The sequence below is a fragment of the Desulfomonilaceae bacterium genome (assembly GCA_041662605.1).
Classification (GTDB): Bacteria; Desulfobacterota; Desulfomonilia; order Desulfomonilales; family Desulfomonilaceae; genus CAJBEZ01.
On record JBAZSD010000006.1, the window covers coordinates 69,347 to 92,669 of the forward strand.

Annotated in this window: 22 protein-coding genes and 1 tRNA gene; 6 read left to right on the forward strand and 17 right to left on the reverse strand. The window is 46.0% G+C overall.

All coding sequences use genetic code 11. The annotated features are described in order from the left end of the window. Window positions 1–11: 11 nt before the first annotated feature. The 3 genes from dksA to glmM all read right to left on the reverse strand — a co-directional run bounded on the left by dksA (window position 12) and on the right by glmM (window position 2,857). Entirely contained in the window at window positions 12–386 is a 375-nt protein-coding gene (gene dksA / locus WC647_06900; GenBank protein MFA6222026.1) for an RNA polymerase-binding protein DksA, read from the reverse strand. A gap of 136 nt (window positions 387–522) precedes the next feature. After that, a complete protein-coding gene (locus WC647_06905) occupies window positions 523–1,518 on the reverse strand; it encodes a KpsF/GutQ family sugar-phosphate isomerase (GenBank protein ID MFA6222027.1) in 996 nt (331 codons plus the stop codon). After that, the gene (gene glmM, locus WC647_06910) at window positions 1,502–2,857 is read right to left on the reverse strand and encodes a phosphoglucosamine mutase (protein ID MFA6222028.1); all 1,356 of its coding nucleotides are present in this window, start codon (window positions 2,855–2,857) and stop codon (window positions 1,502–1,504) included. Before glmM ends, WC647_06905 begins: the two co-directional genes overlap by 17 nt. A 251-nt stretch (window positions 2,858–3,108) precedes the next feature. Between glmM and der the strand changes: the two genes are divergently transcribed. Both der and WC647_06920 read left to right on the forward strand, forming a co-directional pair. Continuing rightward, window positions 3,109–4,464, forward strand: a complete 1,356-nt coding sequence (der, locus tag WC647_06915; GenBank protein MFA6222029.1) for a ribosome biogenesis GTPase Der — start codon at window positions 3,109–3,111, stop codon at window positions 4,462–4,464. Window positions 4,465–4,519: 55 nt separating this feature from the next. Next, complete coding sequence (locus WC647_06920; protein ID MFA6222030.1) at window positions 4,520–6,688, forward strand: bifunctional (p)ppGpp synthetase/guanosine-3',5'-bis(diphosphate) 3'-pyrophosphohydrolase; 2,169 nt, start codon at window positions 4,520–4,522, stop codon at window positions 6,686–6,688. Window positions 6,689–6,744: 56 nt separating this feature from the next. Here the strand turns inward: WC647_06920 and rpmB are convergent, their stop codons facing one another. The 10 genes from rpmB to WC647_06970 all read right to left on the reverse strand — a co-directional run bounded on the left by rpmB (window position 6,745) and on the right by WC647_06970 (window position 15,326). Beyond that, the gene (rpmB, locus tag WC647_06925; protein MFA6222031.1) at window positions 6,745–6,939 is read right to left on the reverse strand and encodes a 50S ribosomal protein L28; all 195 of its coding nucleotides are present in this window, start codon (window positions 6,937–6,939) and stop codon (window positions 6,745–6,747) included. A gap of 38 nt (window positions 6,940–6,977) precedes the next feature. Next, window positions 6,978–7,406: a DUF1844 domain-containing protein gene (locus WC647_06930; GenBank protein MFA6222032.1), complete on the reverse strand. Its 429-nt coding sequence runs from the start codon at window positions 7,404–7,406 to the stop codon at window positions 6,978–6,980. A gap of 70 nt (window positions 7,407–7,476) precedes the next feature. Next, entirely contained in the window at window positions 7,477–8,424 is a 948-nt protein-coding gene (locus WC647_06935; GenBank protein ID MFA6222033.1) for a DnaJ C-terminal domain-containing protein, read from the reverse strand. A gap of 29 nt (window positions 8,425–8,453) precedes the next feature. Then, a complete protein-coding gene (locus tag WC647_06940; GenBank protein ID MFA6222034.1) occupies window positions 8,454–8,894 on the reverse strand; it encodes an Hsp20/alpha crystallin family protein in 441 nt (146 codons plus the stop codon). A 148-nt stretch (window positions 8,895–9,042) separates the two neighbouring features. Continuing rightward, a complete protein-coding gene (locus tag WC647_06945; protein MFA6222035.1) occupies window positions 9,043–10,074 on the reverse strand; it encodes a hypothetical protein in 1,032 nt (343 codons plus the stop codon). 31 nt (window positions 10,075–10,105) lie between these two features. Continuing rightward, window positions 10,106–11,848: a tetratricopeptide repeat protein gene (locus WC647_06950; protein ID MFA6222036.1), complete on the reverse strand. Its 1,743-nt coding sequence runs from the start codon at window positions 11,846–11,848 to the stop codon at window positions 10,106–10,108. Between the two features lie 36 nt (window positions 11,849–11,884). Then, window positions 11,885–12,553, reverse strand: coding sequence for a ribulose-phosphate 3-epimerase (rpe, locus tag WC647_06955; GenBank protein MFA6222037.1), 669 nt, complete (start codon window positions 12,551–12,553; stop codon window positions 11,885–11,887). A 35-nt stretch (window positions 12,554–12,588) separates the two neighbouring features. Further along, complete coding sequence (gene amrS, locus WC647_06960; GenBank protein ID MFA6222038.1) at window positions 12,589–13,602, reverse strand: AmmeMemoRadiSam system radical SAM enzyme; 1,014 nt, start codon at window positions 13,600–13,602, stop codon at window positions 12,589–12,591. Further along, window positions 13,599–15,044 carry a Mur ligase family protein gene (locus tag WC647_06965; protein ID MFA6222039.1) on the reverse strand — a complete coding sequence of 482 codons (1,446 nt, stop codon included), beginning with the start codon at window positions 15,042–15,044 and terminating at the stop codon, window positions 13,599–13,601. The genes amrS and WC647_06965 overlap by 4 nt, the downstream gene beginning before the upstream one ends. Before the next feature lie 96 nt (window positions 15,045–15,140). Beyond that, window positions 15,141–15,326 (reverse strand): MarR family transcriptional regulator, encoded by a 186-nt coding sequence (locus WC647_06970; GenBank protein MFA6222040.1) that lies wholly within the window; start codon window positions 15,324–15,326, stop codon window positions 15,141–15,143. Window positions 15,327–15,504: 178 nt separating this feature from the next. Here WC647_06970 and WC647_06975 point away from each other — a divergent pair, with 178 nt between their 5' ends. From WC647_06975 to WC647_06990, 4 genes are all read left to right on the forward strand, one after another. Further along, window positions 15,505–16,071, forward strand: a complete 567-nt coding sequence (locus tag WC647_06975; protein MFA6222041.1) for a GNAT family protein — start codon at window positions 15,505–15,507, stop codon at window positions 16,069–16,071. Beyond that, on the forward strand, window positions 16,061–16,540 hold the full coding sequence (locus WC647_06980; protein MFA6222042.1) for a cytidine deaminase: 480 nt from the start codon (window positions 16,061–16,063) through the stop codon (window positions 16,538–16,540). Before WC647_06975 ends, WC647_06980 begins: the two co-directional genes overlap by 11 nt. Window positions 16,541–16,630: 90 nt before the next feature. Further along, entirely contained in the window at window positions 16,631–19,375 is a 2,745-nt protein-coding gene (locus WC647_06985; GenBank protein MFA6222043.1) for a vitamin B12-dependent ribonucleotide reductase, read from the forward strand. A gap of 402 nt (window positions 19,376–19,777) precedes the next feature. Beyond that, a tRNA-Cys gene (locus WC647_06990) sits at window positions 19,778–19,852 on the forward strand. A gap of 121 nt (window positions 19,853–19,973) precedes the next feature. On the opposite strand, the gene WC647_06995 is transcribed toward WC647_06990, so the two are convergent. The 4 genes from WC647_06995 to WC647_07010 all read right to left on the reverse strand — a co-directional run bounded on the left by WC647_06995 (window position 19,974) and on the right by WC647_07010 (window position 23,274). Beyond that, complete coding sequence (locus WC647_06995) at window positions 19,974–20,726, reverse strand: enoyl-CoA hydratase/isomerase family protein (GenBank protein MFA6222044.1); 753 nt, start codon at window positions 20,724–20,726, stop codon at window positions 19,974–19,976. Between the two features lie 175 nt (window positions 20,727–20,901). After that, window positions 20,902–21,678 carry an MBL fold metallo-hydrolase gene (locus WC647_07000; GenBank protein ID MFA6222045.1) on the reverse strand — a complete coding sequence of 259 codons (777 nt, stop codon included), beginning with the start codon at window positions 21,676–21,678 and terminating at the stop codon, window positions 20,902–20,904. A 105-nt stretch (window positions 21,679–21,783) separates the two neighbouring features. Continuing rightward, window positions 21,784–22,638, reverse strand: coding sequence for a YihY/virulence factor BrkB family protein (locus WC647_07005; GenBank protein ID MFA6222046.1), 855 nt, complete (start codon window positions 22,636–22,638; stop codon window positions 21,784–21,786). Window positions 22,639–22,767: 129 nt separating this feature from the next. After that, a complete protein-coding gene (locus WC647_07010; protein MFA6222047.1) occupies window positions 22,768–23,274 on the reverse strand; it encodes a hypothetical protein in 507 nt (168 codons plus the stop codon). Window positions 23,275–23,323: the final 49 nt, after the last annotated feature.

The window sequence follows — 23,323 nt, forward strand, 5'->3', positions numbered from 1 at the left end:
GCGTTGATCAGTCAGACTTTCCTTATCTTCTCTTCTTCTTCCTCCGATGTCTTGCATTCTATGCAATGGGTCGTAACCGGCCTGGCTTCGAGTCTCTTGAAATCGATAGGTTCTCCACAGACTTCGCAAAAGCCAAAGCTTTCATCCTCGATTTTTGTCAAAGCCTTCTTGATTTTATTGATCAGTTTCCTCTCCCGATCCCTTATCCTAAGTTCAAAGTTTCGGTCAGATTCAAGTGACGCCCTATCAGTTGGATCAGGAAAACCAGTTTTCCCGTCTCCTTCAGTCATGTCATCGACTGTACGGCCTGCTCCACGCACCAATTCGTCAAGCTGTCTTTGAAGAATGCCTCCGAAATATTCGAGGTCCTCTTTTTTCAATTTCATCACGGCCTCCATCGGTGTTTCCTGACTTGAGAAATTCAAGAAAACACGCTCTATCTTTTCCGGCGCTGTTCAACAAACCGGAGAAACAATTTTACCCTAGAACTATAACCCCACAGCATTGGCATTTAAAGGGGTCTTATGACGCAAAACGAACCTGTCCCTTCCCAAGCAAGTCATGTAAATGAATTATGCCCAGCCATCTACCTTCAAAATCGGTAACGGTCAGAGCGGTGATCAACTTGCGTTCCATTATTTCCAAAGCTTCGGCTCCTGTTCTGTCGGCCCGAATACTTAGTGGATTTTCGGTCATAATGTGTCGGGCTTCTTTGTCGAACAGGTTGGTTCCGTTGGCTAGGGCCCTTCTCAAATCACCGTCGGTTATTATGCCCAGCGTAGAATCTCCTCGAGTAACCATTGTCAACCCTAGGTTCTTGCTGTTTATTGATTCGACTATTTCACCAATTTTCGCCTCAGGAGAAACTTGAGGCACAGAAGCGCTGTCGAGTTTCAAGTCCTTCACCTTTGAATTCAACCTTTCACCCAGACTTCCGGCTGGATGACTCCTGAGAAAATCCTCTCTGTTAAACCCTCGCCTTACCATCAAAGCGACAGCCAAAGCGTCACCTAGGGCCAAGGAGGCTGTAGTCGACGCTGTGGGAGCCATATTGAGAGGACAAGCTTCACGTTCAACTCTACAATCCAGAGTCGCCTGCGCCATACGAGCCAGCGTGGACGACGTATTACCTGTCATTGCCACTATCCTTGTGCCCCACTTTTTGACAGTAGCGGCTAGTGAGGTAATTTCTGTAGTCTCCCCACTATTGGATATAGCTATCAAAGCGTCGTCACGACCGACTATGCCGACATCTCCATGTAAACCCTCCAGTGGATGTACGAAAATTGCCGGGGAGCCAGTGCTGGTAAATGTTGCAGCTATCTTTCTCCCTATAATGCCGGATTTGCCCACACCAGTAACTATAATGCGTCCTCTCAGAGAATACAAAAGGTCCACAACTGTTTCAAAGCTCTCGTCCAGCCTTGAAATCACGGATTTGATCCCTTCAATTTCAATTTCAAGGGCTTGCCTGGCAATGTCCAAAGTTGACTTGGTCATGTTAAATGTTTCTGACAAGGGCTTCAGACACCTCCTCTACGACCTGCCGAACCAACTCTTGATCCTTTCCTTCTACCATAACCCGGCACAGGGACTGAGTCCCCGAATATCTAACGAGAATCCGACCTGAGTCGCCGAGCCGTTGGCGGCATTTGTTCATAACTTCGCGCACTGCAGGGATTTCTTCGAAATTGACACGACTGGTAACTTGCAAATTCTTCAGGATTTGTGGATATTTTTTGATCCATGCAGTCAATTGCGACAGCGACTTAGAGGATCGTTTCATGATTGAAGCTACCTGCAGCGCCGATAGTATTCCATCTCCCGTAGTTGAATGATCAAAAAAAACCAGATGACCAGACTGTTCACCTCCGAAATTGTACCCTTCTTTGAGCATCCGCTCGACGACGTATCTATCTCCCACAGGAGTCCTTACTAGCTTTATACCGCGCTCTTTCATGGCGATTTCCAACCCGATGTTACTCATCACCGTGGCCACAAGAGTGTTTCCCTTCAAAGAGCCACGTTCGGACATGTCTGCGGCTACCATACCCATAATCTGATCGCCATCTACAACATTTCCTCTTTCGTCTGCAAAAATCGCTCGATCGCCGTCACCGTCAAGCGCCACCCCAATGTTTGCTTTATGCTTTAGTAATTCACGAGTCATTCGTTCCGGGTACAGGGAACCGCAATCAAAGTTAATATTTTTTCCATCAGGCTCAGTTGAAATAGAAACGACTTCAGCTCCTAACTCACCAAGGACTGCCGGAGCAGCGCTGAATGCAGCTCCGTTGGCGCAATCCACAACAATTTTTAGGCCTCTTAGGTCTGATCCTTTGGGAAGGCTACTTTTCAAGAAGACCAAATAGCGTCCTAAAGCATCCTGCAATCTATGAACTTTTCCCAATCGATGAGAGATGTCGGTGTTTGGTTTAATCTCATCTGAGACAAGCAGTTTCTCTATCGCCGATTCCTGGGGGTCATCAAGCTTGAGGCCTCTATTGTTAAAGAATTTGATTCCATTATCCTCAAATGGGTTGTGCGACGCCGAAATAACAGCGCCCGCGTCACACATCATGTCGGTCGTAAGAAACGCCACAGCCGGCGTAGGTATGTCACCAACTAATATCGTGTCCATTCCCATGGAACAAATACCTGCGGCAAGCGCCATTTCAAGCATGGACCCGGACAAACGGGTATCTTTTCCTATCAAAATCCTTTGAGTATTTGCGCTGCTGGTTTCCGAAACGATTTTGGCTAAGGCTTTCCCCAGCTTGAGAACTGTTTCAGCGGTGATAGGCTCTTCGTTGGCCACTCCCCGGACTCCATCGGTTCCAAAAAATTGTCTGTTCATGGCCACTGATCGCTTTCAGGGAATTTGTTCTCGTTGCAAGCGGCGTGATTTGCGAGAGTATTGGTCGAAGCTATTAAAAGCTGCGCAATTAAATTTTTGGACTTATTATTTTTAGTTTGGTTGTGAGAAAAAATCATAACATTTGATTATAAGAATTATCGTGCCTTTTTTCAACATTTTAATCATTTCAACAACACAAATATTGATTAGAATACTACATGTAATAATCTCTGTTATGTTATAAACTTCTCATGGCAAGAAAACTGAAAAAACTAGTGGCGTTAGTGGGACGTCCAAACGTGGGGAAATCAACCCTGTTCAACAGGCTGGTGGGTTCAAAGAAAGCGATTGTCCATGATACTCCCGGGCTCACCCGTGATAGAAACTACTCGGATGTTACTATTGACGGAAAATCTTTCGTCATAGTGGACACGGGAGGGTTTGAACCAAGCACTGATGACGAGGTCTTGGCTCAAATGAGAACCCAAACCATGATAGCCGTAGAACAAGCGGATATTATAGTGTTTTTGGGGGATGGCCAAGCCGGGCTCACTCCTTCGGATAACGAAATTGTTAGGATACTACAAAGGACTGACAAGAAGGTCTTTTACGTAGTAAATAAAATTGATTCTGAAAAATTCGAATCATTTTCGGTGGATTTTTACCGACTTGGGGTAGATCCTTTATATACTTTGAGCGCAACAACAAAGTACGGTCTCGGTGATTTTGTTGAGGCGCTGATGAAGGAAATAGAGTCCGAAACCCCTGATCCTGTGAGAGATACTCTCGAAGAAACGGTTATCCCCAGAGTGGCTGTCGTTGGTAGGCCCAATGTCGGCAAATCCACCCTGATCAATTTACTTCTCGGCGAAGAACGCCTAGTCGCGAACCCTACTCCAGGCACAACCCGTGATTCAATTGACACAACCGTAAGAAGGGAGGGTCGGGAATACCTTTTTATAGACACTGCCGGTATCAGGCGAAAAGCGAGAATTTTTGACAGCGTTGAAACGTTCAGCGTTACAAAAGCCTTCAGAAGTATTGATCGGGCGGACGTCGCTCTGGTTATGTTAGACGCCCATGAACTTGTGACGGATCAGGACGCTCGCATCGCTGGCTACGCTCATGAAAAGGGAAATTGCGTTATACTGGCAATCAACAAGTGGGACACAATTCAGAAAGACTCAAAAACTTTTGACCATTGCGTCAGTGAAGTAAAACGATGTCTCAAATTTCTTGATTTTGCGCCTGTAGTCTCGATTTCCGCTTTGGAAGGAACCCGTTGCGTCAAGATTTTTGATCTTATAGATGATCTATTCAACAAATATCGAAAAAGGGTTTCTACTGGAACATTGAACAAGTTCCTTGAGGCCGTATTGCTTGAGCATCCTCCCGGAATGAGGGCCAAGTATCGCAGAAATAAAATTTATTATGTCACACAGAGTCGTGTAGCTCCTCCTACGTTCACCTTTTTCTGTAATTACCCAGAGGCCATACATTTTTCCTATCGAAGGTATCTGGAAAATCGCCTAAGGGAATATTTCGATTTTGGAGGATCGCCTCTTAAACTGATATTTAAGAAGCGAACGGGAAAGACTCGTGTTTGAATTAAACTGTAACAATGCTTGAATCCAAATACCATCTCAGCAAGTAACATTGAACATGAAGCTTAAAGAAATCCGGATAGTTCGTTTCGGCGAAATAATGGACATGGTCAAGTCCTATTACCCGGACGCGGACCTTGATCTTATACGTGCGGCTTATGTTTATTCGGCTAGAGTGCATCAGGGTCAAACCAGAATGTCCGGCGAACCGTATTTGACCCACCCTGTGGCTGTCGCCGCTATTCTCGCGCAAATGAGGCTTGATGAAGCCTCAGTCGCGACTGGTTTGCTTCATGACACTGTCGAAGACACGTTAAGTACTTTTGAAGATATCGAAAGGTACTTCGGCACGGAAATAGCGACCCTCGTGGATGGGGTCACCAAAATCAGCAAGATTGCCTTCCAGTCCAAAGAGGAACGCCAAGCTGAGAATTTCAGGAAGATGATTCTTGCCATGAGCCGCGATATTCGCGTGCTTTTGGTGAAACTTGCTGATCGCGTGCACAATATGCGCACACTTTCCCATATGCCTCGCGAGGCGCAGACAAGAATTTCGCGTGAGACTATGGAGATTTACGCTCCCCTGGCTGCGCGTCTCGGCATTTACTGGATGAGGACCACGCTTGAGGAGCTTGCGTTTAGATATATCGAGCCTGACAGATATGAATTCATTCAGAGACGGCTGGAAGAATCAGTCAGGGAAAGAGAAGTGTACGTCAATCAGGTTCTACAGGTAATCACAGAAAAGCTGGAAAAGGAAAATATTAAAGCTGTTACCAAAGGTAGAAATAAAGACGTTTACAGCATCCATAAAAAAATGATTTCCCAGAAACTGGAGTTTGACCAGTTGCATGATCTCACGGCGTTCCGAATAATTCTTGATTCGGTTAGTGAGTGTTACACAGTGCTCGGGTTGATACATGCCGTTTGGAGACCGGTTTCCGGTCGTTTCAAGGATTATTTAGCCATGCCCAAAAGCAACGGTTATCAATCGCTTCATACAACCGTCATAGGACCCCATGGACATAGAATTGAGATCCAGATACGAACTCATGAAATGGATCTGATAGCCGAAGAGGGTATAGCAGCGCATTGGTCTTATAAAGAAGGTAAATCTGTCTCACCGGAAGACGCCAGGGTAGTCAACTGGCTCAGACAGATGATGGAGTGGCAACAGGATCTTGATGACCCCAGAGAATTCCTTGAGAATGTTAGAGTCGATTTGTATCCCGATGAAGTCTATGTCTTCACTCCCAAAGGAGATGTTAAGGAATTTCCGCGAGGCTCCACTCCACTGGATTTCGCCTATTCAATACACTCAGAAGTCGGGAACAGTTGCATAGGAGCCAGGGTCAACGGCAAAATGGTGTCTCTGAAATATGAGCTTGTTACCGGAGACACCGTTGAAATAATCACATCAGCCCACCAAAAACCCAGCAAAGATTGGCTCAAGCACGTAAAGACCGGCAGAGCAAGAACCAAGATTCGCCATTACCTTATGACCCAGGAGCGAGAGAAGGATATTGAAAGTGGGAGAGAATCCGTCGAAAAGGAGCTTCGTAGGTGGAAAATCGACCTAAGCCGTGTAGAAAAAGATGGTCAAATCCTTAAAATCGCTCAAGAGTTCAATTTCAAGACAGAACTCGAACTATACGTAGCCATCGGGCATGGACGCCAATCAGCCAAGATTATTGTCACGAGGTTGGTTCCGCTAAGCGAACGAGAACAGCAAAAAGCTGTATCCATCGAGGAAAAGCTCAAGACACCCAAGCGCCCAAAAGGAAAGAGCGGGGTGAAAGTTCAGGGGCTGTCAGATATGCTGGTTCATTTCGCGAAATGCTGCAATCCTCTACCTGGAGATCCGATACAGGGTTTTATTACAAGAGGTCGGGGCGTGACGATTCACAAGATGGACTGCGGCAATCTGCCTGATGACGACCCCCAAAGGATCGTTGAAGCAAATTGGGATGATGAACAATCACTTGAACGAACAGTCAGAATTGGAATAGTTTCGGAAAACAAACCCGGAATGTTGGCTTCTATCAGTGGAGTCTTCACATCCAACGATTCCAATATCATTCAGGCTACCGTTAACACTGTAGATAAAACAGACGCTCGTGGGATTTTTATGGTAGGTATCCGGAACGTCGAACACTTGACTCGCATCATCAACGCGCTAAAGAAAGTCAAGGGTGTTCGTGAAGTAGAACGACTGGGAACCGTCTGAACCTGTAAATTGGCAGATTCTCTCACGCATGACCGGTTCCCATTTTGTCTATCAGTTCAAGGGGCCTTTGAAACCATGTTTGCTCGGATGCATCGGGTGCAAACCTTTGCTCTCCTGACTCTTCCTGATGGTTCAATGATTCGCAATTTCTGAAGGTTGGGCAAAGAGATTTTCTTGTTGCGGTTGTGAGCATGGCTAACATTGTAACCCCGCAATGGTTTCTTACCGCACACTTCACAGACTCTGGACATATCGTTTCTCCTGTAACTGGTTCTTAATTTTCATAAGATCATTTTGAGACTTCTACAAAAGCCATTCTTAACTGGAAAAGAGTATCATCTATAAGTTTCTTTTCTTGTTCCGTCAAATTTCCCTTAGTTTTTTGTTCCAGTATCGCTATTAGATTTATCGTCTGTTTTGCCCCTTCCAGGTCCGGTTCAATCGGCTCATTCATATCCTGAGTACGCATAAGACCTAATTGAAACAAAGCTGATTGGGCTAGACTAGCTATCAATGTTGAGAAATTAACATCGGGTAGCGGCGCTGCCCGTTGCTTCTTTCTTGGTTCTTCCTTGAAAGAATCATCTGGCTTATCAGGTTCTTTAACGCCGGGAATATCACCCGAATCCTGATCTTGATTCTTCTCTCCTTCCGAAGAGAATCGTCTCTTGTCACTAACTTTGAACCCTTGGGTTTCTTCGTCTTCGAAATCCGCCATTAGGCCTCTCCTCCTTACGTGGGTAATTTGGGGAGTTCAAATTTAACCCTGACATGTTACAAAATTAAACTTATCTTTTCAAGAAATTATTGCGAGGACGCAGAGGATTGAGTTTTTCGAACTCTTCTACAAGTTTCCGGGACAGATTGTCAATTTTGTCAGGCAACACAACGTTCACCTTGACAAGAAAATCTCCGCGAACCGGGTCCCTTAATGAAGGAAAACCCTTTCCCCTGAACCGAAATGAAGTTGAGCTTTGGACTCCAGGGGGTATCTTTAGAGCTACTTTCCCATCTGGAGATGGAATTTCAATCCTGGCTCCAAGAAGGGCCTCTCCGAGAGTTACGGGAACGTCAAGAAAGATGTCCTTATCGTGACGCCTGAAAAACCTATGGTTTCTTACGGAAAGATTCAAAAAAAGATCTCCGGCTCTGCCTCCCATCCGATGCGGGTAACCTTGGCCCCCTACTCTGATCCTGGAGCCGTTGTCTACTCCTGCCGGTACATACACCTCAAGCGTCTTATAAGGCGTAGTTACTGCCTTCTTCACTCCCGAATAAGCTTCCAGAAACGAAACTTCGAGATTTTGTTCGAGCCCGGACTCTTTCGCGTTGTGATTTTGGGTAGGCTTTCTTCTGTGGGAGGGGCCAAAAAGCTCCGAGAACCATTCCTCCGCAGGTGACGGACCTTTAGAGCCGTAAAATCCTCCTTGACCAAAGCCTCTTCTTTGATAGGGACCAGCGCCAAAGCTGGTACCGTTGGTGAAGAACTGTTCAAATCCCGCTTGAGAGAAACCGCCCTGCCCAGATCCAGCCATATCATATTGGCGTCGTCTCTCCTTGTCACTGAGAATCTCGTAAGCTACTGAAATCTCTTTGAACCTGGATTCAGCCGTCTGGCTGCTTCCATTGAGATCGGGGTGAAAACGTCGAGCCAGTTTTCTATACGCCGATTTTATCTCGGCGTCAGTCGCATCACGCGAAACCCCTAATGCTCTGTATGGATCGACAGTTTCCATAACATACCAGTATGAAAGAAGTTAGACGATTAGTCTTTGCACTCAATTTTAAAGCAACGGTCGGGTTCTTCTTCTGATTTGGGCAGGTAAAGATCGAGGATTCCATCCACGTACCTGGCTTTCGCTTGTTCCACATCAACTGGTCCCGGAATATTGAAACTACGTTCAAAATAACCCTCAACGCGCTCAACTGTATGATAGGCCGCATAGTGAATTTCATTTTCCTCAACGCGTCGGCCTGAGATGACCAGTCGCCTCCCCGAAAGTTCTATATTTATATTCTCTCTGCCTACTCCGGGCAATTCAGCCCGAACGATGTACGCGTCACCAGTTTCAAGAACATCTACGGCCGGCAGCCAGCAAGTTCGACGTTTCGACTGAGGTTCATCAGAAGGCAAAGCGCCAAAACGACTGACCCGCTCCTGAAGATTTAACAGGTCTTTCAGTGGATCCCATCTAACCAGAGTCATTCCCAAACCTCCGACGAAAAGCTGTAACGTATTGATGTTGTTAAGTCAATTCTCTAGTCTGAACAGTAAGTCGTTTTTTTAACATAGTCAAGAACAAACCATTCAGGGTGTCCGCATGGTATCATTAATAAGGATAAAGCCAAATTTTTTACTTCCTGTTTCCCGACGCCAAGAAACCTGTTTCCTGCAACTTTTTCAACAATACATGTCCGGACCCGGAAGGGACCGCTATTGAATGGCTCAGTTGACGTCCATTGTCTCTAGCTGGGAAAACACCGCTGTTAGGCTTTATCTTGGGATTCAGCTCAAGGATAAGGCGGGGCGACGCCTTTACGAATTTTGCGATATCCCCGATTGAAAGATCCTTAGTCAATTCTATTGATGTGAGATTGTCGTAAGTTAAAGGAGCGGGATCTCCTGACTTCAAACCGTAAAACGATCTATGGGTTCCTATTATCTTGAATGCGGCCCACCTCGACAGCATATCGTCCGCATTGTCAGGCAACGGGATGTCCCAAACATTTGATGAGTTCCATTTTTCGATCAAATCCTTTACCTTTTTTGGCGACAGGGCATAGGCTACTGAAGCCATTAACCAGCCCGCTCCGACCTCGGTGTTGACGCTCTTAATTCGCCCGGCAAAACAACGTGTCGCCAGGTGAATATCCAGACGGTCATCCCGCCATGAATCGGCGGTCATCTCCACCGCTTCAGATGAACCACACGGTTTGTCCAACGCCCAGACTCCGACCGGAGCAAGACGTGAATTTGACTTGCTCATCCCAGCCAATATGGGCGACAACCACGCAAAATCCTTTGGGACCCCTTCCTTTGAAAAGATCTCTTCAAATATCCAAGAGTATTTTCGCCTCTCGTTTAGCCATTCAGCAAGCACGCTACGAGCGTCGAGCAGCAAAAAATTAATCTGGAATTCTATACGCTCTTTCACGTCAGACCTGCTGATTGGCACTTTCTCACCCCCAAGATCGAACCCTCGATTCAGCTCTGAAGTGGGAATTGAAAAATGAGGACAAGGGGTCACTCCAACATTGGGCGCCTGAGCTTGAACCAATTCAGTCGCTTCATTGGTTAAAAGGACAAATAGAACGACAAAGTATCTTAAGAATACGCTCCTAAGATTGAAGCGTTCTCGGACGATGTTCAAATCGTTTCGTTCCAAATCAGAAAGCCCTTCCGACCTTCAGTCCATTCTATTTTTTTTGTTCAGGTGCCTCAAGCGCCTTCAACCTGCCGAGTTTTTGTTGAACCACTACATTGTAAGGATTGATGGCCAGGGATCTTTCATAAGCTTCCCGAGCTTCTGGAAGTCGGCTCTTGGCCGAGAGCGCGTCACCAAGATGTTCAGCGATAATTGGGTCACTTTTTACTTTCTGGTTCGCTTTTTCAAGGTATTTGAGAGCCTCGTCTATTTTACCGGCTTTGAATAAAACCCAAGCCAGGGAATCGGCTATATATCCGTCATCGGGCTTGATTTCCAATGCCTTTCTGACAAGCTTCTCAGCCCGATCCATATCTTTTCCCATGATTGCGAGGGTGTAACCTATGAAATTCATAGCGCTCGCATCATCAGGCTTATCTTGGAGAATTTTTTCCATTGTAGCCATACTCAATGTGCGCATGCCACACTTTTCATAACTGTTTCCCAACGAATACAAGAGCTTGGCATTCTCTGGGGCAAAATTTAGACCTGACTTGTATTCCTTTATCGCTTCGTTGTAACGATACAGTTCCTCAAGGATAGAACCCTTGATGTGATGGATCTCAGGATCTTTAGGATCCTCTGCAATTGCCTCGTTAACGTATTTTAGAGACTTTGTGAAATCTTTCAGGTTCAAAAACATGAGAGTCAGAAGGATTCTTGAATTTACGTAAGAGGGTTGACCCTTTTGAATCTGAACAAATTCCTTTTCCGCCTCTTCGGGCTTGCCTTGTTCCCTCAATACACGCCCGAGGTGGAATCGAACCTGGTCCCAGCCGGGTTTACTCTGGAGAATTTTGTCAAACAGTTCCCTAGCCTTGTCAAATTGCTTCTGTTCGGCCAGGAGTAAGGCCATTTTGATCTGGATTCCCAGATTGGACGGCGCTAATTTGGACAACTCTTCAAGAGTTTCATAAGATTCGCTATACTTTTTTTGACTCGCCAACACCTGGGCAAGATTTAGCCTTGCAGTAAGGTTAAAAGGATCGAGGGTCAACGCCTGTCTGTAATGATCTTCCGCGGTTGAAAACTGCTTCTGAACAGCGTAAATACCTCCAAGCTCCACATGAACCTGGGCGGCGCTTTCCCCTTTTCTATCGAGAAGGCTTTTGAAGATCTCGATGGCCTTATCGTATTGCTCATCTTCGATGTAGACCTTACCAAGATAGAAATAGCCCTCCTTCTCATCCGGAAAACGCTCTATCATGAGGTTAAAAGTCTTTTCCGATTCCTTGAGCATTCTGTGGGACGCTTGCAAAGATCCTAGAAACACATATAGATCCCTATCGTCCGGCTTCAGATCCAAGGCTCGATGATAGGCTTCAATTGCTTTATTAGAGTCACCTGTCACAGTGTAAATCTTCCCCAATATGGTATATGCCTCCGAAGATTTGGGGTTGAGCGTGACAGCGTTCTTGGCCATGACTATCGCGTCCGCAATTTTGCGGTTTCTTGCTAAAATGGCGGCGATTCTTGTGTGCAAGTAGTCTGACGCAGGGTCCAGGTCGAGAGCGCGTTTGAAGTAATTCAACATGCTTTCGCTGTCCCCTTGTGATTCAGATTCTTCCCCCAACAAGAAAAAAAGACCTGGATCCTTTTCCATGTCCGGCGCAAGAACATTTTTCTTATGCCCGGTGTCATCCACTCCAATGAGGGCCATAGTAGTAGACGCCATTATAAGCGCACAGAACACACTCAAAAGAGCGCAATAGACAAAGGGAATTTTTCTTTTCATTTTCGCCTCTACTGTAGGTAACAGCTAAAACCTGACTTAATAACAACCATTCCTAATGTTTCGTATTGAAGAACTGTAAGGAGGTCGGCCAAAAACAGCGCTCCCAGCTACAAGAACATTTACACCCGCCCCAATGAGTTCAGTCGAATTCTCTGGAACTACCCCTCCGTCGACTTCGAGCAGGATATTATAACCTGATTCATCGATCAGTTTTCTGATTTTCTTGATTTTAGGAATCATGGTAGGAATAAAAGCCTGGCCTCCAAAACCTGGGTTTACAGTCATCACCATGATTACGTCCAGCTCCGCAAGTACGTTTTCTATTGAACAGACGCAAGTAGATGGGTTTAGGGCTACTCCAGCTTTCATGCCCAACTCACGAATCTCAACCAGCGTTCGGTGTAAATGTACGCATGCTTCAGGATGCACGCTCAGAATGTTGGCGCCGGCCTTTTGAAAATCCTTAACATATCGATCGGGATTAGCGATCATGAGATGAACGTCAAGAGGAACGCTCGCATAACGCGTCAACGAACTCACCACAAGTGGACCAATGGTAATGTTAGGAACAAAATTACCATCCATTACGTCAATATGAAGCCAATCAGCGCCCGCGTCCTGAACTGATTTGATTTCTTCCCCGAGACGTGAAAAATCCGCGGACAATATGGACGGTGCTATTAAAACATTTGATTTACTTTTCATTAAGCGCCTCCAAAAAAAATAAGGGCGGATTCAGATTAGACCCCAAGTCCTTCAACCTGATATCCACATTTGGGACACCGACCTTCCTTGATAGCGTATTTTTCTATGGTGTACCCTACCCTATCAATCAACGCATAGGAACAGCCTGGACAATAGGTTTTCTCTCCAGACTCCCAGGGCAAATTCCCAGTATATACATAGTAGAGACCTTCATCGATCCCCATTTGACGCACCCGCCTGAGAACCGACGCGTCTGTAGGGGGAAGTCCGAGTTCCTTGTAACGAGGAAAGAATCTACTTACGTGCCAGGGGGTTTCGCGGCCTAACTCACTTTTGATAAAGCGAGCTAAATTTCTGACTTGAGAGTCATCGTCATTTAACCCTGGGATCAGTAAAGTGGTTACCTCAAGCCAAACACCCATTTGTTTTATATACTTCAGAGAATCCAGAACTCCCTTGAGTCGCGCCTGACAGTACTGCGTGTAGAACTTGTCGTCAAAGGCCTTCAGATCAACATTTGCAGCGTCAATAAGGCCTCGAGCGTCATCCAACATCTTCCGACTCATATACCCATTCGTTACAAACACATTCAAAAGACCGGCTTTCTTTGCCAGGGTCATCGTATCACGCGCCAATTCATAGTAGACTGTCGGTTCCGTGTAAGTGTACGCAATACTCTCGCAACCTGAGTCGACCGCCATGGATACCAGTTCGCTCGGGAGGTAACTCGCTCCGGAAATGGTTCCATTCTCGTGAGGAGGTTGGGATATGGAAAAATTCTGACAAAAAGTACATCTGAAGTTGCAGCCCATGGTAGCTATCGAAAAAGACTTGGTCCCAGGGACAACATGAAAAAGAGGCTTCTTCTCGATAGGATCAACATTCGTTGAGACTATTTTGTCATATACCAGCGTATAGAGGATTCCCTCCTTATTTTCACGAACTCCGCAAAAACCTCTGCAACCATCTTCGATTTTACAGTTTTGCCGGCACAGTCTGCACCGTACAGCGTTCAAGTCGATCTTTTCGTAAAAAGCAGCTTCTTTCATCGGCCCAGATCCTCCATTTTTTTGGACAACCTCGGAATCAGGTTTTCAAAACTGCCGTTGGACATAACCACTACAACGTCTCTTGGTCTGAGTTCACTTGTTAGAAAATCGATGATCGAGTCAGTCTCCAAAAAGGCTCTGGCCCGTTTTCCCCTAATTTCAAGTTCATTGCTTAGCAAACTCGAACTGAACAAATCACCGTCAGGGGCTTTCCATGGATCCGGAGGTTCCCTCAAGACTGATAGATCCGCCAGAAGAAAAGCCTCAAGGTAATTATCCTGAAATATAGATCTGCGACTTGTGTTTGTTCTAGGTTCAAAAACGGCCACTATCCTTCTGTCTGGAAACCTGAGACGAAAACCTGCGAGAGTCTCTCGCACTTCCGATGGATGATGCGCAAAATCATCAACCAGAAGTATCCCTGAACAAACAGGGGTAATTTGCTGACGCCGCAGCACTCCTTTAAAATGTGTCAATGATTCAAATGCCTTACTAGGCTCAACTCCAACTTTTTCGGTACAGGCTACTGCCGCCAGCGCATTCAGGGCGTTGTGCCGGCCTACGACAGGCAATATACCGGACGCTACGCTAGCGCCATAGCGTAGAAATTCGACGCTGATGCCTTCCCCCGTGTCTTTAACTTCCGACAGATTCCAGGATGAATCGGAACGGAATCCGTATGTTTCAGCTCTGAAATGGTTTCCCATAATGATTTCACGGACTACTGGATCATCGTTGCAGGCTATTATGGCCCCTTCTTCAGGAACCAGGTTTAAGAAGCTTTCAAACGCCTGTCGAATTTGTCCCAAATCACGATAAATGTCCGCGTGGTCGAATTCACAGGATGTGAAAATTCCTACAAACGGCCGGTAGTGAAGAAATTTGGGGCGCTTGTCAAAAAACGCGGAATCGTATTCATCCCCTTCAAGCACAAACATTTTGCCGTACCCGAAACGGGAACTTTCATTGAAGTTCGAGGGTAAACCTCCTATCATGAAGCCAGGATCAACTCCCTGATCATATAATATCCACGCGATCATGGAACTCAACGTGGTTTTTCCATGTGAACCAGCTACCACCAACGAAAGTTTGCCACGAAGGAAATATTCCTCTATGGCCCCTGGCATCGACGTAAATGGAATGCCCTCACTGACAACTGCTCTGGCTTCAGGGTTCTCTTTACGTATCACATTGCCTATTACCACTAGATCAGGGTGGGGACTCAAGTTCAATGGCGAATATCCTTCTTGAGTTTTAACTCCCAACCTGGCCAAATATTCGCTCACAGGAGCATATACAGACTGATCTGAGCCAGTGACTGTGGCTCCTGTGGACAAAAAAAGACCAGCGACACCGGCCATACCGACTCCGCAAGCCCCCATAAGATGAATCCGCCTGGGATTCGAGGGCAAGGTAAATTTCGAGTCAACTATTTCAGACAATCGATCCACCCCCAATCACCATTCACACCGGTAATTGCACGCACAAGCTCCTGATCGAAATCTCTCCACATTTGACAACATTCCGTAATTGGCCAACTAAACTTCGGCCGGAGAGTAATAGCACCGCTTCGGCGAAATCACCAGTCCCTTCTTTTTCAATGAATCAATCATCTTTGATACATCTTTGGAATCCATACCGGCGGCTTCGGCTAAGTCACCGGGGCGGACTGGTTTACCAGCGTTCTTCATAGCGTCTAAAATTATCTTTTCCTTTTCGTCCATCGTGTAACCTCCAAGGTTCTATTATTCTTAGATATATTCTCTATATGTCAATTTCTAATAACCAATTATCAGACGTAATGACAGATGTCACCCTGTTTTCTATACATCGTTGCGATTGAACCCGGCCTCTGATAAGTATTTTAAATAATCGACAGATCTGTCTTCAAGGAGAACGGAAATGCTCGAAGAATACGCAGAACGTATGGAAACAAAGGATGGCGCCTCAATCATGTTGCGCTGCCTCAAGTCTTCTGACGAACAACTTCTAAAGGATTTTCTTGCTCGTATACCGGACCAGGAGAGATGGTTCTTACACGACGACACGGCTGAAACCAACGCGACAGCCGAATGGATTCGCAATCTTGATTATGGCAAGGTTGTGCCTCTAGTGGCGGTTAACACCGAGAGCGGGGCAATAATAGCAAATATTCAGTTGCATAGACCCATCGCTGAATGTTTGCGACATATCGCTCATGTCAGAGTGATGGTAGATCCGTTTTATCGCCGTCAGGCCTTGGGTCCCAAGCTGTTACAGAATGCCGTGAAACTCGCGATGGACATGGGCATAGAGAAATTGGCGGCTGAATTCGTCGCGGGAGTGCAGGAACCCGCAATCAAAGCTGCTCTCAAATTGGACTTCTTTGAACAGGCCAGATTAAAAGACTATGTCAAAGACCGTGATGGCGCTTATCATGACCTAATAATCATGGTTAAGACTTTGCAAGCGGATTGGGATGAGTTCTAACGTGACGTTGTCATCGGGTATCGCCCAGTGGGACATTGATAAATTGCTAGACGTTGCGAAACTGGTCCGAGATCATGCTTCCGTTCCCTTGAGTCGGTTCAGGGTCGGAGCTGCTGTCCTCACCAGGGGAGGGGCAATATTCGAGGGTTGTAATACGGAATGCCTCATACCAGTGTTGGGTGTGTGCGCTGAACGGAACGCAATTAATCACGCTCTTATTCACGGTCACAAAGAGTTTCTAGCTGTGGCGGTCGTTTCAGATCTATATGCTCCCCTGCTCCCCTGTGGAACATGCTTGCAGTACATACAGGAATTTGCGCGACAACAATCACGCGACGTTCTCATAATCTCCGAGGGTCGGTCAGGGGAACGGGTTGTTACCAGTGTGGACCAACTTTTTCGGGGCGGTTTTCCTCCTGAGACATCGGTAAAGGAAATCCAGGAATCATTCCGATGGTCATCAGAATAAATTAATCAAGCTTTACAATATGTTATATTGCCAAAGCTAATTAAATGACTTATAATTGGTAGTGTGGTTTTTACTAATTGTGGAGACAAAATGACTGATCAGGCCTCCTCATCAAAAATTTCCAGTAGTGACAACCTGTTCACTGTTGCAGGGCTATCGTCACAAGGTCTCATGTTTGAACGAGTTTATTCGTCAGAAGACAGAGAGCCGTTTGACCTTGTTGATTGGAAGAAAAGATCCGTCGTTATTCAAAACGACAAAGGGGATACCATTTTTGAGCAGAATGATGTTGAAGCTCCATCATTCTGGTCCGACATGGCTGTCATCGTAGTAGCTTCCAAGTATTTCAGGGGACAGCTAGGAACTCAGGAAAGAGAGAAAAGTGTCAAGGAGCTTGTTTTCAGGGTAGCAAACACAATTGCTAATTGGGGCGCGGATCAGGGTTATTTCGCATCGGAACGTGACGCCCGGGTGTTTCGAGACGAGTTGATAATGATACTAATCAGCCAGCGTGCTGCTTTTAATAGCCCGGTATGGTTCAACGTAGGCATCGAAGTTGCGCCACAGTGTTCCGCCTGTTTTATTCTGGGAGTTGAAGATACTATGGAATCCATCCTCCATTGGTATACTCAGGAAGGTGTCATATTTAAGGGGGGCTCAGGTTCGGGGGTAAACATTTCGAAACTCCGGTCAGCGAGAGAACCACTTAAGGGGGGCGGTACTGCTTCCGGTCCGGTATCTTTCATGAAGGCGGCCGACGCTTCCGCTGGAGTCATAAAATCCGGCGGTAAAACTCGTCGCGCCGCTAAGATGGTCATCCTCAGCGCTGATCATCCGGATATTCTTCAATTCATTCGTTCAAAAGCCCTAGAAGAAAAGAAGGCCCAAGCTCTCATTGATTGTGGCTATGACAGTTCTTTTGAAGGGGAAGCGTATTCTAGCGTAGCGTTTCAAAATTCAAATCACTCGGTCAGAGTCACCGATGAATTCATGGAAGCAGACGCCAGAGATGCCGAATGGAGCACAAAATTTGTGCTAAGCGGAAAAACCGCCAATACCTATCGGGCCCGTGATCTGATGAGGGAAATAGCCGCAGCGGCTCATGCATGTGGGGACCCAGGATTGCAGTTTCATACAACTATCAACAATTTCAACACCTGCCCTGAAACAGGACCAATTTCTGCGTCAAATCCATGTTCGGAATATATGGGCGTTGACGATTCCGCATGCAATCTGGCCTCTATAAAACTCACTTCATTCATGGACGCTTCGGGCTCTTTTGACGCGGACGCTTTCCGCCACACCATAGATATAATGATCACAGCTCAGGACATTGTCATTGACAGATCGTCCTACCCAACACCAGCAATAGCCAGAAATGCTCGAAATTTGCGGGCCATTGGGCTTGGATTCGCCGATCTGGGAGCTTTGGTTATGGGGTTGGCTTTACCATATGACTCTGAAGAGGCCCGCGCTTGGGCTGGCTCAATTGCAGCGCTTATGACTGCCGAAGCTTTCATGCAATCATCCAGGATCGCAGGGATCCGAAGACCCTTTAGAGAATTTGAACGAAATCGCTCGGCTATGGTACAGACACTGAAAAAGTACAAGAAAAGCTCACAGGAGATCGATAACAATCTAGCGCCTAAGGAGGTCATGGAACTGGCGCGTGAGACTTGGGATCTAGTTGTTGAAAAATCAAAAAAGGGCGGATTCGCCAACTCCCAGGTTACGGCTATCGCTCCCACCGGTACTGTTGCGTTCATGATGGACTGCGACACCACCGGTATCGAACCTGAACTCGCTCTGATCAAACGAAAATCGCTTTCTGGTGGCGGAAGCCTAACAATAGTCAATAAGAAGGCGCAGAGAGCCTTACAACGTTTGGGATATGAGCCTTTGCAAATTCAGGAAATGATGGAGACCATTCAGGAAACAGGATCAATCGAACGCTGTGAAGAAATAGCCCCAGAACATCTACAGATCTTTGATTGCGCTTTCAAATCTCCTGATGGAGAACGCGTTATTTCCGCAGAGGGACATATCCGGATGATGGCAGCGGTTCAGCCGTTCATTTCAGGCGCCATTTCTAAAACTGTTAACCTGCCCAATGAATGTACAATAGAGGAAATTGAAGAAATATTCAGGTTTTCGTGGAAAATAGGGCTCAAATCAATAACGGTTTATCGTGACGGGTGCAAGTCCGCACAGCCTTTGCAAGCTGGATCGAGTCACGCCATTCGAACCCATTCTCGACCGGTGAGACGCCGATTGCCTGTGGATTGTGAGAGTGTAAGGCACAAATTCGAGATAGCTGGACACAAGGGTTACATTCACACAGGTTTTTATAATGACGGAAAGGTAGGCGAAATATTCATACGAATGTCCAAAGAAGGAAGCACTATCTCCGGTCTTATGGATACAGTCGCTACTCTAACGTCAATAGCCTTACAATATGGCGTGCCCTTAGAAGACTTAGTAAATAAATTCAGTCATGTGAGATTTGAGCCGTCAGGTTTCACCAGTAACCCCAACGTCCCAATTGCTAAATCGCTTACAGACTACATCTTCAGATATCTGGGAACAAGTTTCCTGGATGAGCAATCCCAACAGGCTGCCGGTCTCATAGCCACCAATTCCGAAATTTCACCAAATCTCGCGAATCTTGAAGACAATTTGGAACAGGATCGTTTGATAAACGACGCAAAAAGGATGAAACTACCCTTTACCACGCAATCCGACGCTCCGGCTTGTCCTGATTGCGGAGCTATAATGGTTCGCAACGGATCTTGTTACAAATGCTTGAATTGCGGGTCTACGTCAGGGTGTTCCTGAACCGTGGCCTTGATTCTCAGTCATCACATGCCAGGCAGTCAACGACTACCTCACCGCGCTGTCTTAAACAATCGGACCTGTTCGTTTGAATACATTGCGGCTTTTTCTTGACTCAAGAACACGATTTTATGCAGCAGTCAACTTCATCGTCCAACGAAACAACGTGCGCTGGAGGGATAAAAATTGAAAGCGTCAGGGCTAGGGTGACAAGTGTCTTTTTCATGCTGAATCAGTTTCCAGTGTTCGTTTACGTAATACTATTCACGAGTTTCAGGCTACATTATAGCATAATTTCAGCAGAACATTAAACGGATCAAATGATGAGGGGGCTTTTTTAATTTTCGACCTTTGAATCTATTGACGAGTTCGCCTATTTCATATTAAAATTAATTTTTTAAGAGAGGCGGCTTAGCCAAGTGGTAAGGCGACGGTCTGCAAAACCGTTATTCGGCGGTTCAAATCCGCCAGCCGCCTCCAGTGTAGCTTCAAACCTATCTTGCCTCTCTTTTTCTTCCTCAAAATCAAAATCCGCATGTTTCAATCTTCGAATCATTGTTATTGCGTGGTTGTTTCTAGGCTCACAATTCACTGATACAATCTAACCTCTAATTTTAATCCTCTGGAGCCGCGCCCAGGTTTCCTCAGAATACCAGATGTCGATCATTTCGGACCGATATTTGTAATCCTTTTCCCTCATCAAGTCGGCCGTGTCAGACCTGAGCAGCTTCTTGATACTCTCAAAAGCTGGGCCGTAACGGGACACATAGCCAACCGCAGCCTTCATGACGTGGTCATTGAGAGAATCTTCCGTAGCCACTTCGTCGATAAGACCGATTTCTCTGGCCTGTTCAGCGGAGTACATGTCACCAGTAGTAGCTATTATTTCTGCTTTTCGATCTCCCACCAGATATCTGAGCATTTCGGCGCTCCCTGGGAACAATGACGATCCAAATGTTATCTCATTCAAACTCATTCTGGCTTTCCCGGTAACCATTACTCTGTAATCACAAGCCGTTGCCAACATAAAGCCTCCCGCTATCGTGTGCCCGTTCAACGCGCCTATAACTGGTTTGGGAAACGTGAAAATATAGGTGTACAACTCGGCGAATTTTTCCACAAAACGGGTGAAGTCTTCCTTTGAATAGTTGAGGAACTCCGGGATATCCAACCCGAACGAGAAGAACCCACTACCCCCTGTTATCAAAACGGCTTTGATAGCATGGTCGTTGAGAATATCCTTAAAATTGTCGCGTAGCTCTTCAGCGACGAGTTCGTTTATAGCGTTTACTTTACCTCGAGTCAGGGTTAATTTCGCTACAGAACCTTCCAGCGATTTATTCACAAAACCCATATGTGTCATCCTCCCTACAGATTGAAGCTAAACATTAACAGAATATTCCGAAGATAATCCAGAATCTCCAAGATCATTTCTCTGTTCATTGTGCAATGATATTTTTGCGGAAGAAACTAAAATCTCTTTTCAGAGATAGGGCGCCGTCTTTAGATATGATTTTGAAACCAGAACCCTACAATTCAACGGTGGGGCCCACGTGATGTTGGGTCGCGAGGATTATTGACCCCCTTTGAGCTATGAAGGCCCGCAAACTTTCCCGGGCGCATTCTTTAGCGAGTTCTTCCGTGTTGTTGGTCTCTGACATATGGGCGAGGATTACAATTCTAAGTTCATCGCTCACGATTCGTTCCAAAAGGGTTGCGCTCTGTTCATTTGAAAGATGACCCAACCTGCTTCTAACCCGCTGTTTGAGTTCCCACGGATAAGGGCCGTCTCTTAGCATTGCGGGGTCATGATTGCTCTCTAGGATTACGGCCGTCAAACCTGTCAACAGGGTCCTGACAAGGCCCGTGACTACCCCTAAATCCGTAGCTATTCCGACACTTGCGGTCCCGTTTGAAATTCTAAAACCTACGGGGTCAGCGCAATCGTGTGGCACAGAGAAAGGATGAATCTTGAAGCCGCCAAATTCAAAGGCCCGACCCGTTTGAAACGATTCTCTCCTGCATAATTTACCGAGGGTTTTCTCTGCGGCGTTAAATGTCTTTTCATTAATGAAGACAGGAAGTTTAAATTTACGAGATAGGACTCCGACACCTTTGATATGATCCATATGAGCGTGAGAGACCAGTATTCCTTTCAAAGAGCACGGATCAACTCCGGCGTCGTTCAGTCGCTCAACAAGTTGTTTTCCGGATAGACCCGCGTCAATCAGCATTGATCCTTGACCGTTGCGAATCAAAAATGAATTCCCGGAACTCCCGCTTGCCAAAGGCGTAATCTTTATCAATTACTCCGAACCTCGTTTTTACTGCCACCTAGAAAATTTGAAGCGGAAAATATCCCTTGAACCCAATCGTGTCAAGATTTTTCAAGACACCCAAGATATGTCAAATCAACTTGCAGGATTTATGGGCTGTGAGATTTCCTTTTTCAACGATCCGTGACGCAGCGCGTAGACTCTAGTCATTTCCGCTCCAAAGAAAAAAACTTGAGCGGAGTAGTATACCCATACAAGGAGCATAACAAGTGATCCTGCGGCGCCGTACAGGGAGCTGATCCTGGTCAAATTCAGGTAAACGGTGATGACGGTCTTGCCCAGAGACAGTAACAGGGAAGCCACTATACACCCTAGCCAGATATCCCCCCACGCCACTTTTGTCGCGGGAATAAATTTGTATGCCGAGGCAATAAGGATAGGGATTAATGCAAGAGATATGAGGGAATTTATTTTGTATAGATGGTTCGCAAGAATAGGAAAAGTTTCTGAAATTATTGTCTCCACAGCAGACAGGAGTGTTGTCGAAGCAAGGGAGACCAGGAGCAGGATACCTATTCCAAGCACTATTAGAAACGATATTGCCCTCGTTTCTATGTATCTGAGAATACTTGATCCTCTCTGAGATCTGACATTCCAGATAGTGTTCAAGCCGCTTTGAAGCTCTGTAAACACACCGGTAGCAGCAAACATTGCGGTGATTACACTTAAAGCCGGAAAACCTGTCCCGGATATCTTTCCTTTAGCCGATTCGAGCAGAGAAAACACATAGGCGGTATCCACGGGGGTAATGAATCGTTCGATAATGTTGGTAAGTTCAAGCCGCGCCGCGGCGGCGTCAACAATTGTTTCGGCTACCGACAAGGCTATCAGGAGAGCCGGTCCGAGGGAAAATATTGTGTAAAACGCCAAGGCGGCGGCCATTCGAATTGCGTTATCGTGGATCCACGCTTCGATGGTTTCTTTCAACAAAAGCCACATCTCTTGGACAGCGCTAACTGGGATTCTCAGGAGATGAGAAATTCTGAGACTTTTCATGCTATTAGAGATTGATCTAAATACATTTGACAAAGTTTGAGCCTTGAAACAACATTAAGGTCACTATTCGAGAAATTTCCCGACCATTACGACGAGAAAGATGAGACACACCAACCAAGCCTGAACTATCGGCCAAAGTTTTTTCTGAGTTGATCCGGAAATTTCCCGTGCTGCTTCCGACACCTTGCCAGCGGGAATCCTTTCAATTATGCTGTTGACCAGATCAGGGAAACCGGAAATTGTATTTGTGATCAGAACAGGTCGAGAACTTTCTGTTTGAATGATCAAAAATGTTTTTCCTCCTGATCTTACGGCGTCGACGTTTTGAATATCTTTCCAGTCCAGTTTTTTCGACCTTAGAAATTTGTTAATCGTAATTCCACTTGAATCGAGGACTACTCTTCGGGCCAGTATCTCTAAACCTAAATACATAAATGGCGTGAGTACGATTAGAAAAAGAAAGCTGTAAGTCTTGACGACACTCAGAATGATCAACGCCGTTGCGAATAGCATCGCCAAGATTATCGGCGGCGTCATCCTTGAATCAACCTTGTACAACCGGTTCTCCATACTTGGGTTCCTTAAGTCTCATTATAAAGTCTTTATGATCTGTTAGGAT

Coding starts and splice junctions, on each gene's coding strand:
- dksA (MFA6222026.1), bottom strand. CDS start 386: ATGAAATTGAAAAAAGAGGACCTCGAATATTTCGGAGGCATTCTTCAA.
- glmM (MFA6222028.1), bottom strand. CDS start 2,857: ATGAACAGACAATTTTTTGGAACCGATGGAGTCCGGGGAGTGGCCAAC.
- der (MFA6222029.1), top strand. CDS start 3,109: ATGGCAAGAAAACTGAAAAAACTAGTGGCGTTAGTGGGACGTCCAAAC.
- WC647_06920 (MFA6222030.1), top strand. CDS start 4,520: ATGAAGCTTAAAGAAATCCGGATAGTTCGTTTCGGCGAAATAATGGAC.
- rpmB (MFA6222031.1), bottom strand. CDS start 6,939: ATGTCCAGAGTCTGTGAAGTGTGCGGTAAGAAACCATTGCGGGGTTAC.
- WC647_06930 (MFA6222032.1), bottom strand. CDS start 7,406: ATGGCGGATTTCGAAGACGAAGAAACCCAAGGGTTCAAAGTTAGTGAC.
- WC647_06935 (MFA6222033.1), bottom strand. CDS start 8,424: ATGGAAACTGTCGATCCATACAGAGCATTAGGGGTTTCGCGTGATGCG.
- WC647_06940 (MFA6222034.1), bottom strand. CDS start 8,894: ATGACTCTGGTTAGATGGGATCCACTGAAAGACCTGTTAAATCTTCAG.
- WC647_06950 (MFA6222036.1), bottom strand. CDS start 11,848: ATGAAAAGAAAAATTCCCTTTGTCTATTGCGCTCTTTTGAGTGTGTTC.
- rpe (MFA6222037.1), bottom strand. CDS start 12,553: ATGAAAAGTAAATCAAATGTTTTAATAGCACCGTCCATATTGTCCGCG.
- amrS (MFA6222038.1), bottom strand. CDS start 13,602: ATGAAAGAAGCTGCTTTTTACGAAAAGATCGACTTGAACGCTGTACGG.
- WC647_06970 (MFA6222040.1), bottom strand. CDS start 15,326: ATGGACGAAAAGGAAAAGATAATTTTAGACGCTATGAAGAACGCTGGT.
- WC647_06975 (MFA6222041.1), top strand. CDS start 15,505: ATGCTCGAAGAATACGCAGAACGTATGGAAACAAAGGATGGCGCCTCA.
- WC647_06980 (MFA6222042.1), top strand. CDS start 16,061: ATGAGTTCTAACGTGACGTTGTCATCGGGTATCGCCCAGTGGGACATT.
- WC647_06985 (MFA6222043.1), top strand. CDS start 16,631: ATGACTGATCAGGCCTCCTCATCAAAAATTTCCAGTAGTGACAACCTG.
- WC647_06995 (MFA6222044.1), bottom strand. CDS start 20,726: ATGGGTTTTGTGAATAAATCGCTGGAAGGTTCTGTAGCGAAATTAACC.
- WC647_07010 (MFA6222047.1), bottom strand. CDS start 23,274: ATGGAGAACCGGTTGTACAAGGTTGATTCAAGGATGACGCCGCCGATA.